Source organism: Leclercia sp. UBA2479 (assembly GCF_002341985.1).
Taxonomy (GTDB): Bacteria; Pseudomonadota; Gammaproteobacteria; order Enterobacterales; family Enterobacteriaceae; genus Enterobacter; species Enterobacter pneumoniae.
In genome coordinates, this window is the sequence record NZ_DDPB01000010.1 from 145,911 (window position 1) to 159,385 (window position 13,475).

Consider the following 13,475-nt stretch of genomic DNA (forward strand, 5'->3'; position numbering starts at 1 on the left):
GGGCATGCGCGACCCGTTTCAGCCGCCGCCGTCGAACTGCCCCAACGGCAAAACGGGCGAATGGCGCTTTTCGGGGGTAGTGAGTGGAAAGAGGCCGCTCGGCATTATACGGGATGCGAATGGCCGCTGGCTTCGCGTGCGGGACGGTGAAACGCTGTCCACCGGCTGGCGAGTGCTGGCATTTAATGAGAAGGAATTCGTCATCGATACCTTAGCTGCGTGTGAACCGCAGCACTGGCGATGGCCACGAGAAGGAACAACAAAAAATGAGAACAGGGATCGTCGCGCTATTACTGATCTGCACGCCGCCGCTGATGGCTAAGCCCACAACCATCAGCCTGGTGGTGGACGAGGTACCCGTCGCGCAGGTGCTGCAAGCGCTGGCCGAGCAGGAAAACCGCAATCTGATCATCTCTCCCGAGGTGGCGGGCAAGGTATCCCTACGGCTGACGGACGTGCCGTGGCGCCAGGCAATCCAGACGGTGGTGAACAGCGCCGGGCTGGTACTGCGGGAAGAGAACGGCATTTATTTCGTTCATACCGCTGTATGGCAACAACAACAGCAGGCGGGCAAGGAGGCTGAGCGCAATAAAAGGGCCCAGAACGCTCCGCTGGAATCGCGTAGCATCCCCCTCTCCTATGCGGATGCCAGCGATCTGCAGGCTGCGGCGGAGAAACTGCTCAGTGCCAGGGGGACACTGGCGGTGGACAAACGCACCAACCGGCTGCTGGTTCGTGATAGCCGGGCAGTCCTGGAGTCAATATCGCGCTGGGTTGAGCAGATGGATCTGCCCGTGGCACAGGTTGAACTGGCCGCGCATATTGTCACCATCAGCGAAAAGAGCCTGCGTGAGCTGGGGGTAAAGTGGAACCTGGCGGAAGCGCAGCAGGCGGGTAAACCCGGCCAGCTCACCACGCTGAACAGCGAGCTGGCGGTCGCTAATGCTACCGGGCGGCTGGGGTTCAATATCGGGCGGATTAACGGTCGGCTGCTGGATATTGAGCTCTCTGCGCTGGAGCAGAAACAGCAGCTGGAGATCATTGCCAGCCCGCGGCTATTGGCCTCGCATATGCAGCCTGCCAGCATCAAACAGGGCAGTGAGATCCCGTATCAGGTCTCCAGCGGAGAGAGCGGTGCCACCTCGGTAGAATTTAAAGAGGCGGTGCTGGGGATGGAGGTGACGCCCGTGGTACTGGCCAACGGACGCGTGCGCTTAAAGCTGCGGATCAGCGAAAATACTCCAGGCCAGGTATTGCAGCAGGCGGAGGGGGAAACGCTGGCGATCGATAAGCAAGAGATTGAAACCCAGGTCGAAGTTAAAAGCGGTGAAACGCTGGCGTTAGGCGGCATTTTTTCGCAGAAGCATAAAACCGGCAGTCAACGGGTTCCGGGGCTGGGAGGACTTCCGTTGTTAGGGCAGCTATTTCGCCATGACGGAAAAGAGAGAGAGCGCCGGGAGCTGGTGGTTTTTATTACGCCTCGCCTGGTGACGACGCGCTAACAGGTAACGATCCCCGTAGTGATTTTGCATTCAGTTTGTTGCAGATGTTTGACGTGGGGCATGAATTAGCATACAAGGAGTACCGATTTGAGTGTCAGCTTGTCTGGTCATGCGCCTTTACGCCTTAAGCTTCTGGTCCGGTGATTTATTCTGTTGCCAAACAACCGGGAGTACTGAGATAATTTTTAGTCTGACTCTCGCTCTATCGCATATGAGGTTTCAGTTCATGCCCTGTTACGCCAGGTGTCGGCGAAGCGGGTTTACCATTAACGAATAGTCTTAGTAGTACCGAAAAAATGGCAGAGAAACGCAATATCTTTCTGGTTGGGCCTATGGGTGCCGGCAAAAGCACTATTGGGCGCCAGTTAGCTCAACAACTCAATATGGAATTTTACGATTCTGATCAAGAGATTGAGAAACGAACCGGAGCTGATGTGGGCTGGGTCTTCGATGTAGAAGGCGAAGAAGGTTTCCGTGACCGTGAAGAAAAAGTTATTAATGAACTTACGGAAAAACAGGGCATCGTGCTGGCAACTGGCGGCGGCTCTGTAAAATCACGCGAGACCCGTAACCGTCTCTCCGCCCGTGGTGTCGTGGTTTATCTCGAGACGACCATCGAAAAACAGCTGGCACGTACGCAGCGCGATAAAAAGCGCCCATTACTGCAGGTTGAAACGCCTCCGCGCGAAGTTCTGGAAGCCCTTGCAGGTGAACGCAATCCGCTGTACGAAGAGATTGCTGACGTCACCATTCGCACGGACGATCAGAGCGCTAAAGTGGTCGCAAACCAGATTATTCATATGCTGGAAAGCAACTGATTCTGGCTTAATACACACTCGCCTGCGGGTATAAGCATTTAAGGTGGATGTCGCGTCATGGAGAGGATTACCGTCACTCTCGGGGAACGTAGTTACCCCATCACCATCGCGGCTGGCTTGTTTAACGATCCAGCTTCCTTTTTGCCACTGAAAGCGGGCGATCAGGTGATGCTGGTCACCAATGAGACGCTGGCGCCGCTTTATCTCGAAAAAATCCGCCTTCTTCTTGAAAAGGCGGGTGTGAAAGTCGACAGCGTCATCCTGCCGGATGGCGAACAATTTAAAAGCCTGGCGGTTCTTGATACCGTCTTCACCGCGCTGCTGCAAAAACCGCACGGTCGCGATACGACGCTGGTTGCCCTTGGGGGCGGCGTTGTTGGCGATCTAACCGGTTTCGCTGCGGCAAGCTATCAGCGCGGTGTGCGCTTTATTCAGGTTCCTACCACACTGCTTTCGCAGGTGGACTCCTCCGTGGGCGGCAAAACGGCCGTTAACCACCCGCTTGGCAAAAACATGATTGGCGCGTTCTACCAGCCCGCTTCGGTGGTGGTGGATCTCGACTGTCTGCAAACCTTGCCTGCGCGTGAGTTATCCTCTGGCCTGGCGGAAGTGATCAAATACGGCATTATTCTTGACGGTGAGTTCTTTAGCTGGCTGGAAGAGAATATGGATGCGCTGTTGCGTCTGGATGGTCAGGCGATGGCGTACTGCATTCGTCGGTGCTGTGAGCTGAAAGCAGAAGTCGTTGCCGCAGACGAGCGCGAATCCGGCTTACGTGCTTTACTGAATCTGGGGCACACTTACGGTCACGCTATTGAGGCCGAAATGGGCTACGGCAACTGGCTGCACGGCGAGGCGGTTGCTGCGGGCATGGTTATGGCGGCCCGCACTTCTGAACGCCTGGGACAGTTTACCCCCGACGAGACGCAACGCATCATTACCCTGCTCAAGCGCGCTGGCTTGCCAGTAAGCGGCCCGCAGGAGATGTCGGCGCAGGCTTACCTGCCTCATATGATGCGCGACAAAAAAGTATTGGCTGGCGAGATGCGTCTGGTGCTTCCGCTGGCAATAGGAAAGAGTGAAGTACGCGGCGGAGTGCCGCACGATGTCGTTCTTGGCGCTATTGCTGATTGCCAGCAAGCGTAACAACTAGAAAGGTCCGGCTACCGTAAAACGTAGCCATTTTGCTTCAGGTGATATGCAGCGTTGTAAGCATGAGCCGTTGAGTGGGGTGTTAAATGGATGAATTCAAACCAGAAGACGATCTGAAACCCGATCCCAGCGATCGTCGTACTGGTCGTACTCGTCAATCTTCAGAACGTGATAACGAGCCGCAGATTAATTTTGATGACGTTGATCTTGATGGTGACGACCGCCGTCCGTCGCGAGCCCGCACCGCACGCGATGAGCGTGAAGAAGAGTATGAGTCCGAAGATGATTCAATGGACGAAGCGCCCGTAGAGCGTCGCCCGCGTAAACGTAAAAAAGCCGCCGCTAAGCCCGCCTCCCGCCAGTATGTGATGATGGGGCTGGGTGTGCTGGTTCTGCTGCTGTTGATTATTGGCGTCGGTTCCGCACTCAAAGCACCTTCTACCCCGTCGGCTAACCAAAGCGCAAATACGGAAAAGAGTATCGATCTTTCCGGTAACGCCGCCGATCAGGCTAATGGCACTCAGCCAGCCCCGGGCACGACCTCTGCAGAGCAGACTGCTGGCAATACTCAGCAAGAGATCTCTCTGCCGCCAGTCTCTTCCACACCGACTCAGGGTGAGGCAGCTGCCGCGCCTGAGGGCCAGCAGCGTGTAGAAGTTCAGGGCGATCTGAATAATGCGCTGACTCAGCCGCAGGGCCAGACGCAGGTTAACAACGTTGTCAGCTCTACGCTGCCGACGGAACCGGCTACCGTTGCGCCAATTCGTGGTGCGAATGGCCAGCAAACCGCCGCGACCGAATCAACGCCTCGCCAGACCCAGACTGCACCGCGTCAGGAACGCAAGCAGGCGGTTATCGAGCCGAAACGTGAAACCAAACCACAGCCCGTAGCCAAAGCCGCAGAGCCAAAACCAGCCGCGCAGCCTAAGCACAGCGAAACCGTGACCAGCGCACCGGTAAAAGCGCCGACCACAGCAGCGCCGTCTGCGCCGAAGGCGACCGCAACGGCACCTGCCGCTCCTGCAGCGACAGCCACTGCAACCAGCAGCGCGGGTAAAACCACTGGCAATGTCAGTTCGCTGAAATCTGCACCCTCCAGCAACTATACGTTGCAGCTGAGCAGCTCATCGAACTATGACAACCTGAACGGTTGGGCTAAAAAGTCGAACCTGAAAAACTATGTGGTCTATCAAACCACGCGTAACGGTCAGCCATGGTACGTGCTGGTAAGCGGTGTTTATGCTTCTAAAGATGAGGCGAAACGCGCTGTTTCCTCGCTGCCAGCGGACGTTCAGGCGAAAAACCCATGGGCTAAACCTATCCGTCAGGTTCAGTCCGATTTGAAATAATCTGTGAAGCGCAGGATGCTGTCGGAGCTTTCTCCACAGCCGGAGAAGGTGTAATCAGTTAGTCAGCATGAAAAAAAATCGCGCTTTTCTGAAATGGGCAGGGGGGAAATACCCCCTGCTTGATGATATTAAAAAACACCTGCCGAAAGGCGAGTGCCTTATCGAGCCCTTTGTCGGGGCCGGGTCGGTATTTCTCAATACCGATTTTTCTCGTTACATCCTGGCGGATATCAACAGCGACCTGATCAGCCTCTATAACATCGTTAAAGAGCGGACAGACGAGTTCGTTGATGAGGCCCGTAAGCTGTTTACGCCTGAGCATAATCATCCGGACGTTTACTACCAGTTCCGCACTGAATTTAATCAGAGCCAGGAGCCGTTCCGCCGTGCGCTGTTGTTCCTCTATCTCAACCGCCATGGCTACAACGGCCTGTGCCGCTATAACCTGCGCGGCGAATTTAACGTGCCATTTGGCCGTTATAAGCGCCCCTATTTCCCGCAGGCCGAGTTGTATCACTTCGCCGAAAAAGCGCAGAATGCAGAGTTCCACTGCCTCTCGTATGAGGAGTGTATGGATCGTGCTGATGCAAACTCGGTGGTCTACTGTGACCCCCCTTACGCCCCCCTGTCTGCCACAGCGAATTTTACCGCCTATCACACCAACAGCTTCAGCCCTGCCGAGCAGGCGCGTCTGGCGGAGATGGCGGAAAAGCTGGTCAGCAAAAGAATACCGGTGTTAATTTCGAATCATGACACGCCTGATACGCGCGAATGGTACAAAGCCGCGAAGCATTATCAGGTGAAGGTGCGCCGTAGCATCAGCAGCAACGGCGGCACACGTAAAAAGGTGGACGAACTGCTGGCTCTCTATCGACCCTGAGCCGTTTCGCCCGCCGCTATAAACTTTTCAAGGAGATGCGGATGAAACAGTATTTGATTGCTCCCTCAATTCTGTCGGCCGATTTCGCCCGCCTGGGTGAAGATACCGCGAAGGCGCTGGCTGCCGGCGCGGATGTGGTTCATTTCGACGTGATGGATAACCACTATGTGCCGAATCTTACCATCGGCCCGATGGTGCTGAAGGCGCTGCGCAGTTACGGTATCACCGCGCCGATTGACGTACATCTGATGGTCAAGCCGGTTGATCGCATCGTGCCGGATTTTGCCGCCGCAGGTGCCAGCATCATTACTTTCCATCCGGAAGCCTCCGAGCACGTAGACCGCACCTTGCAACTGATTAAAGAGCACGGTTGTAAAGCCGGACTGGTGTTCAACCCGGCCACGCCGCTGAGCTACCTGGATTACGTGATGGATAAGCTGGATGTCATTCTGCTGATGTCCGTCAACCCGGGCTTTGGTGGTCAATCCTTTATTCCTCAAACGCTGGATAAGCTGCGTGAAGTCCGCCGCCGTATCGACGAATCCGGCTACGACATTCGTCTTGAAGTGGACGGGGGAGTGAAGGTCAATAATATTGGTGAAATCGCAGCGGCAGGTGCGGATATGTTTGTCGCCGGTTCTGCCATCTTCGATCAGCCGGACTACCGCAAAGTGATTGATGAAATGCGCAGCGAACTGGCAAAGGTAAGTCATGAATAAATTGCAGGCAATTCGGGGTGTAGCCTTTGACCTCGACGGTACGCTGGTGGACAGCGCACCGGGTTTAACCAGCGCAGTCGACCAGGCGTTATACGCACTGGAGCTGCCCGTTGCGGGCGAAGAGCGGGTCATTACCTGGATCGGCAACGGTGCCGATGTGCTAATGGAGCGCGCATTAAGCTGGGCGCGCCAGGAGCGCGCCATTCAGCGCGCCGCACAGGGCAAACCGGGCGTTGACCATGCGGATATCCCTCAGGAAGAGCAGGTACGTATCCTGCGCAAACTGTTTGACCGTTTCTATGAAGAGACGGTTGAAGAGGGCAGCTTCCTGTTCCCGGACGTTGAGGCCACGCTGAGTGCGCTGCATGCCAAAGGCTTGCCGCTGGGGCTGGTGACCAATAAGCCGACCCCCTTTGTTGCCCCACTGCTGGAAGCGCTGAATATCGCCCACTATTTCTCAGTGATTGTTGGCGGCGACGACGTACAGAACAAAAAACCACACCCGGAGCCGCTGTTGTTGGTGGCGGGAAAATTATCCTTATCGCCGGAAGCGCTGCTCTTTGTGGGCGATTCCCGCAATGATATTCTGGCTGCGAAAGCCGCGGGGAGCCCCTCCGTTGGCCTGACCTATGGCTACAACTACGGTGAAGCCATTACTCTCAGTGAGCCGGATTACGTCTTCGACCACTTTAAAGATTTACTGCCCGCACTCGGGCTCCCGCACAGTGAAAATCAGGAATTGAAAAATGACTAAGCCCATCGTTTTTAGTGGCGCACAGCCCTCAGGTGAACTGACCATTGGCAACTACATGGGTGCGCTGCGTCAGTGGGTAAACATGCAGGATGACTATCACTGCATTTACTGCATCGTTGACCAGCACGCGATCACCGTGCGTCAGGATCCACAGCAGCTGCGTAAAGCCACGCTGGATACGCTTGCCCTCTATCTGGCCTGCGGTATCGATCCTGAGAAAAGCACCATTTTCGTTCAGTCTCACGTGCCGGAGCATGCGCAGTTGGGTTGGGCGTTGAACTGCTACACCTATTTCGGTGAGCTGAGCCGTATGACTCAGTTCAAAGATAAATCTTCCCGCTATGCCGAAAACATTAACGCCGGTCTGTTCGATTACCCGGTGCTGATGGCTGCAGATATTCTGCTGTATCAGACCAATCAGGTTCCGGTTGGCGAAGACCAGAAACAGCACCTGGAGCTGAGCCGCGATATCGCCCAGCGCTTTAACGCCATCTACGGCGAGATCTTCAAAGTTCCGGAGCCGTTCATTCCGAAATCCGGCGCGCGCGTAATGTCTCTGCTGGAGCCGACCAAAAAGATGTCCAAGTCGGACGATAACCGCAACAACGTTATCGGCCTGCTCGAAGATCCGAAAGCGGTGGTGAAAAAACTGAAACGCGCCGTGACCGACTCTGATGAGCCGCCAGTGGTACGTTACGACGTGCAGAACAAAGCGGGTGTCTCTAACCTGCTGGATATCCTCTCCGGCGTGACCGGCCAGAGCATTCCGGAGCTGGAGCAGCACTTCGAAGGTAAGATGTATGGCCACCTGAAAGGCGAAGTTGCTGATGCAGTGTCCGGTATGCTGATTGACCTGCAGGAGCGTTATCACCGTTTCCGTAACGACGAAGCTTTCCTGCAGAAGGTGATGAAAGACGGGGCGGAAAAAGCCAGTGCCCGTGCGTCTGAAACCCTGAAAGCGGTCTACGAAGCGATTGGCTTTGTGGCAAAACCGTAAATACAGCGAAGTCTCAGTGAAAAAAACCGGGGATGGCCCCGGTTTTTTTATGCTTGTCCGTTAGTGATTTGAGAACCAGTTGAGCTTGTTGCGAAGTTCCACCACCCGGCCAACCACAATCAACGCCGGGCTTTCAACCTGTTGTGCCAGTTCACCCAGCTGCGTCAGAACGCCGTTCACTACCCGCTGCGTAACGGCGGTGCCGTTTTCCACCAGCGCGACGGGCATCTCTGCATCCATACCCTGCTCCAGCAGTTTCGCCTGAATCGTGGCGGCCTGGTTCAGCCCCATATAGAACACCAGCGTCTGTTTTTCAGCAGCCAGGTTGTGCCAGTCCAGTTCGCTGCCGGTTTTCAGGTGCCCCGTTACCAGACGTACGCTCTGGGCGTAATCACGGTGGGTCAGCGGAATACCGGAGTAAGCCGAACAGCCAGAAGCTGCCGTAATACCGGGCACCACGGAGAAGGGAATGCCCGCTTCGCAGAGGGTTTCCAGCTCTTCGCCACCGCGGCCAAAGATAAAGGGATCGCCCCCCTTGAGACGCACCACGCGTTTGCCTTTCTGCGCCTCGCGCAGCAGGATCTGATTAATCTCCTCCTGCGGTACGCAGTGGTAACCCGCGCGTTTGCCCACGAACACGCGATCCGCATCGCGTCGCACCAGATTCATGATGTCGTCCGATACGAGGCGATCGTAAACCACGATATCTGCCTGCTGGATCTGCTGCAGCGCCTTCAATGTCAGCAAGCCTGCATCACCCGGGCCTGCGCCAACCAGCACCACTTCACCGCGATGATCCAGCGGCTCGCTCAGCAGTTGCGCTGTCGTCTCTTCAATGGCCTTCTGATCCTGATTCGCCAGCGACTGCGCCAGCCTGTCGTTAACAAAGAATTTTTCCCAGAAGCGGCGGCGCTCCCCAACGGTCTGGAAGGTTTGCTTCACGCGGGAGCGAAGTTGCCCGGCGTAATGTGCAATCTGCCCGAGGTGCTGGGGCAGCAGGGCCTCCAGCTTTTCCCGTAACAGGCGAGCCAGAACGGGCGAACGTCCCCCGGATGACACCGCAATCATCAGCGGCGAACGGTCGATGATGGAGGGCATGATAAAGCTCGCCTCTTTCGGCGCATCCACCACGTTGCAGAAGATGCGGCGAACTTCGCAGGCATCGCTGACGCGCTGGTTCACGTCATCATTGTCCGTGGCTGCGATGGTCAGCCAGCAGGTATCAAGCAGGGATTCGTCAAACTCGCCAGGCGCAAGGGTGAGCATCCCTTCCTTCGCCCAGACCTCAAACTGTGGCGCGAACGCGAGAGCGTTGACGGTTAGTCGTGCACCTGCCTCTAACAGCAGACGTGCTTTGCGTTCGGCGACATCACCACCGCCCACCAGCAGGCAGTCGCGGTTGCGTAATTGACAAAATATTGGCAGGTGATCCACGACATTACCTCTTAAGAATGGGCTTTCGCCGGTGCTGTTGCGATGTTGGCCGGAGTCGGACGCTCCGCTTTAGGGGTAGCATACCAGTAACCTAAGCCCATAAATACTGCACCCGAAAGGGTATTGCCCAGGGTTACCCACAACAGGTTATGGCCGATACCCGAAAGGGTGAAAGCTTCGCTATGGTGTCCAAACCAGGAGAGGGCGAAGAGGGTCATGTTTGCCACGGAGTGCTCGTAGCCGGAGGCGATGAACGCCAGCAGGCACCACCAGATAGCGATAAACCTGGCCGCGCCTTCGGTACGGATTGCCATCCATATTGCCAGACATACCAGCCAGTTACAGAGCGCGCCCTTGAAGAACAGAGCCATAGCTGGCTGAGTCGTCTTCGCCAGCGCTACGGAGTGAACGATGCTGGTATCCACAGGCAGCAGGCTTCCGCCACCCCAGCTATACAGCAGCGCGACGAAGACCGAGCCCAGCAGGTTACCCATCCAGGTTTGCGGCAGGATGGCCCACATCTGGCCCTGGGTAATGGTGCCCGCTTTAACGCCCAGCGTCAGGAACATGGTATGGCCCGTGAAGAGCTCCGATCCGGCGATGATGACCAGGGTTAATGCGATACCAAAGGTTGCGCCCATCACCAGCGGACGGACAGAGGGCTCCAGCAGATTGCCGAGGGTGAAGATCAAAATGATGCCCAGACCAACGTAGGCACCCGCCATCGCTGAGCTGACCCAAAAACCGAGGGGATTATTCGTGCTGAGCCGCGCGATGCGCGCAGCGTTAGCCGCACACTTGTTAATAGTGTCTGTGAACATGGTTTGATTATCCTGAAAATAAAAAGAAAAATTTAAAAAAAGGGAGGCGTTGCGCCTCCCAATAAGTGTTAACCGCGCAGTTGCACCTGCCCATCCTTCACCCGGACGTCATAGTGCTTCACGGAGTGGCCTTCGTCTTCCATACAGAGCCCGTCGCTCAGACGGAAACGCTGTTTTTTCAGCGGACTGGCAACCCACAGTTCACCCTGGTGTTCAGCAATCAGGCCGCGGGAGAGCACGCTGGACTCGAAGAACGGGTCGATATTGCTGATGGCAAAAACCTGTTCATCGTGGCGTGGACGAAAAATGGCGACCTGCTCGTTACCTAAAAGCGCACATACGCCGGTTGCAGGCAGAATAGCGTCAATGCTGCAGATGTTTACCCACTGGCTCATACGTTTTCCTCCACCAGAGTGACGGGAATGCGTTCATACGGTGTTGCAGGACGGTGCTGCTCGCGCTCAGGCACCACTTGCACGTTCGGGTCGCGCTGGGTGCTGTTGATGAAGTGTTTGAAGCGAACCTGAGCGGCCGGGGTGTTCACGGTTTCTGTCCACTCGCAAATCACCGCGTCGCGCAGGCGGGCCATCTCTTCTTCCAGGTGTGCGTTCAGACCCAGTTTGTCGTCAATAATGACCGACTTCAGGTAGTCGATACCGCCTTCCAGATTATCTAACCACGGGGCGGTACGGGTCAGTTTGTCCGCAGTGCGGATGTAGAACATCATGAAGCGGTCGAGGTATTTGATCAGCGTTTCGCGATCAATGTCCGCCGCCAGCAGATCCGCATGGCGTGGTTTCATCCCGCCGTTACCGCAGACGTACAGGTTCCAGCCCTTCTCGGTAGCAATGATACCCACGTCTTTACCCTGCGCTTCCGCACATTCACGGGTACAGCCGGAGACGCCAAACTTCATTTTGTGTGGCGTACGGATGCCTTTGTAGCGGTTTTCCAGCTCTACGCCAAAGCCCACGCTATCGCCCACGCCGTAGCGGCACCAGGTGCTGCCTACGCAGGTTTTCGCCATACGCAGCGCTTTAGCATACGCGTGACCGGTTTCGAAACCGGCTTCAATCAGCTGACGCCAGATTTCCGGCAGGTCATCTTTCTGCGCACCAAACAGGCCGATACGCTGAGAACCGGTGATTTTGGTATAGAGGTTAAACTCGCGTGCAATGCGACCAACCGCGACCAGCCCTTCCGGCGTGATTTCGCCACCGGCAGAGCGTGGGATCACCGAGTAGGTACCATCTTTCTGGATGTTGGCCAGGAAGTTGTCGTTGGTATCCTGCAGCGGCGTATGCTGCGGTTTAAGGATGTAGTCGTTCCAGCACGAGGCCAGCAGTGAGCCCACTGTCGGTTTACACACTTCACAGCCATAACCCTGGCCGTGTTTTTCCAGTAATTCGTCGAAGGATTTGATGCCTTCAACACGAATCAGGTGATACAGCTCCTGGCGAGAGTAAGCGAAATGCTCGCACAGGTTGTTATTCACTTCGATGCCCTGTTTGGCCAGCTCGGCGTTCAGCACTTGAGTTACCAGCGGGATACAACCCCCGCAGCCGGTACCGGCTTTGGTTTCGGCTTTCAGCGCCGCAACGGTGTGACAGCCTTTGTTGATGGCCGCAACCAGCATGCCTTTGGTGACGTCGAAGCAGGAGCAGATCTGCGCGCTATCCGGCAGTTTATCTACCCCAATGGAGGGCTTACCGCTGGAGGCGTGAGCCGGGAGGATCAGGGCGTCCGGATTCTCCGGCAGCTCAATCCCGTTCAGAACCAGTTGCAGCAGGTTACCGTAGTCGCTGGTGTCGCCCACCAGCACCGCGCCGAGCAGGGTTTTGTTATCCGGGCTAACGATAAGGCGTTTATAGACCTCTTTGCTTTCGTCGAGGTAAACGTAGCTGCGAGAGTTCGGGGTGCGACCATGCGCATCACCGATGCCGCCCACGTCCACGCCCAGCAGTTTCAGCTTGGCGCTCATGTCGGCGCCCGCGAAGGCATTTTCATTACCCAGGATATGGTCTGCCACGACCTGCGCCATTTTGTAACCAGGGGCGACCAGACCGTAGACGTGGTTCTCCCAACTGGCACACTCACCGATGGCGTAGATATCCGGATCGGAGGTCTGACAGGTGTCGTTAATCATGATCCCGCCGCGCTGGGCCACGGCCAGGCCGCACTGGGTCGCCAGTTTGTCGCGAGGACGAATACCGGTAGAGAAGACGATAAAGTCGACTTCCAGCTCGCTGCCGTCGGCGAAGCGCATCGTTTTACGCGCCTCGGTGCCTTCCTGCACGATCTCTTTGGTATTCTTGCTGGTGTGTACCTTCACACCCATACTTTCGATTTTGCGTTTCAGCTGATCGCCACCCATGTGGTCGAGCTGTTCTGCCATCAGCATCGGGGCAAATTCGATGACGTGAGTTTCAACGCCTAAGTTCTTCAGCGCACCGGCCGCTTCCAGACCGAGCAGACCGCCGCCGACGACCGCGCCGCGTTTGCTACGGCGGGCGCAGGACTCGATGGCGTTCAGATCTTCAATGGTGCGATAAACGAAGCAATCCTGGGTTTCTGAGCCTTTAATGGGCGGGATCCATGGATAGGAGCCAGTCGCCATGATCAGCTTGTCGTAAAAAACCGTGCGTCCCGCACTGGAATGAATCACTTTTTCCTGACGGTTAATGGTGATAGCGCGCTCGCCCACCAGCACCTTCACGCCATGCTTCTCGTAAAAGCCGTCACGCACCAGAGAGAGCTCTTCGGCAGTGTGGTGAGAGAAGTAGGAGGAGAGGTGCACGCGGTCGTACGCCTTACGGGGTTCTTCACAGAACACGGTAATGTCGAACTGGTCAGCCTCGGCTTTATCGAGAAGATCCTCAATAAAGCGGTGGCCGACCATGCCGTTACCGATGATAGCGAGTCTGACTTTGCTCATTTTTGCCTCGATTTCTTTTCTATTACTGCCTACCTTAACGATTCAGCAAAGCCACTTATTGATGTAAATCAAATACGCCTTCAACTACTCCTTAGTGGGTAGATGCCTGATTTG

13 protein-coding genes are annotated in these 13,475 nt (G+C 56.0%); 9 read left to right on the plus strand and 4 right to left on the minus strand.

Going from position 1 to position 13,475, the window contains the following annotated elements:
- Positions 1–4 precede the first annotated feature (4 nt).
- The 9 genes from B3B59_RS16610 (at position 5) to trpS (ending at position 8,171) form a co-directional block, all read left to right on the plus strand.
- A complete protein-coding gene (locus B3B59_RS16610) occupies positions 5–322 on the plus strand; it encodes a HofP DNA utilization family protein (protein WP_286809571.1) in 318 nt (105 codons plus the stop codon).
- Positions 267–1,502 carry a DNA uptake porin HofQ gene (gene hofQ / locus B3B59_RS16615; protein WP_046886756.1) on the plus strand — a complete coding sequence of 412 codons (1,236 nt, stop codon included), beginning with the start codon at positions 267–269 and terminating at the stop codon, positions 1,500–1,502. Before B3B59_RS16610 ends, hofQ begins: the two co-directional genes overlap by 56 nt.
- 296 nt (positions 1,503–1,798) lie before the next feature.
- Entirely contained in the window at positions 1,799–2,320 is a 522-nt protein-coding gene (gene aroK / locus B3B59_RS16620; RefSeq protein ID WP_010436374.1) for a shikimate kinase AroK, read from the plus strand.
- Positions 2,321–2,377: 57 nt separating this feature from the next.
- Complete coding sequence (gene aroB / locus B3B59_RS16625) at positions 2,378–3,466, plus strand: 3-dehydroquinate synthase (protein ID WP_046886755.1); 1,089 nt, start codon at positions 2,378–2,380, stop codon at positions 3,464–3,466.
- Positions 3,467–3,558: 92 nt separating this feature from the next.
- Entirely contained in the window at positions 3,559–4,821 is a 1,263-nt protein-coding gene (gene damX / locus B3B59_RS16630) for a cell division protein DamX (protein ID WP_263617138.1), read from the plus strand.
- A gap of 67 nt (positions 4,822–4,888) precedes the next feature.
- The gene (gene dam / locus B3B59_RS16635; protein ID WP_040078303.1) at positions 4,889–5,701 is read left to right on the plus strand and encodes an adenine-specific DNA-methyltransferase; all 813 of its coding nucleotides are present in this window, start codon (positions 4,889–4,891) and stop codon (positions 5,699–5,701) included.
- A gap of 41 nt (positions 5,702–5,742) precedes the next feature.
- Entirely contained in the window at positions 5,743–6,420 is a 678-nt protein-coding gene (rpe, locus tag B3B59_RS16640) for a ribulose-phosphate 3-epimerase (RefSeq protein WP_040078304.1), read from the plus strand.
- Positions 6,413–7,174: a phosphoglycolate phosphatase gene (gene gph, locus B3B59_RS16645; RefSeq protein ID WP_040078305.1), complete on the plus strand. Its 762-nt coding sequence runs from the start codon at positions 6,413–6,415 to the stop codon at positions 7,172–7,174. Before rpe ends, gph begins: the two co-directional genes overlap by 8 nt.
- Positions 7,167–8,171 carry a tryptophan--tRNA ligase gene (trpS, locus tag B3B59_RS16650; RefSeq protein ID WP_040078306.1) on the plus strand — a complete coding sequence of 335 codons (1,005 nt, stop codon included), beginning with the start codon at positions 7,167–7,169 and terminating at the stop codon, positions 8,169–8,171. The genes gph and trpS overlap by 8 nt, the downstream gene beginning before the upstream one ends.
- 60 nt (positions 8,172–8,231) lie before the next feature.
- Here trpS and cysG read toward each other — a convergent pair whose 3' ends face one another.
- The 4 genes from cysG to nirB all read right to left on the minus strand — a co-directional run bounded on the left by cysG (position 8,232) and on the right by nirB (position 13,361).
- Complete coding sequence (gene cysG, locus B3B59_RS16655) at positions 8,232–9,605, minus strand: siroheme synthase CysG (protein WP_286809573.1); 1,374 nt, start codon at positions 9,603–9,605, stop codon at positions 8,232–8,234.
- Positions 9,606–9,616: 11 nt separating this feature from the next.
- Positions 9,617–10,426 carry a nitrite transporter NirC gene (gene nirC, locus B3B59_RS16660; protein ID WP_040078309.1) on the minus strand — a complete coding sequence of 270 codons (810 nt, stop codon included), beginning with the start codon at positions 10,424–10,426 and terminating at the stop codon, positions 9,617–9,619.
- 68 nt (positions 10,427–10,494) lie between these two features.
- Positions 10,495–10,821 carry a nitrite reductase small subunit NirD gene (gene nirD / locus B3B59_RS16665; protein ID WP_040078310.1) on the minus strand — a complete coding sequence of 109 codons (327 nt, stop codon included), beginning with the start codon at positions 10,819–10,821 and terminating at the stop codon, positions 10,495–10,497.
- Entirely contained in the window at positions 10,818–13,361 is a 2,544-nt protein-coding gene (nirB, locus tag B3B59_RS16670; protein ID WP_040078311.1) for a nitrite reductase large subunit NirB, read from the minus strand. Before nirB ends, nirD begins: the two co-directional genes overlap by 4 nt.
- Positions 13,362–13,475: the final 114 nt, after the last annotated feature.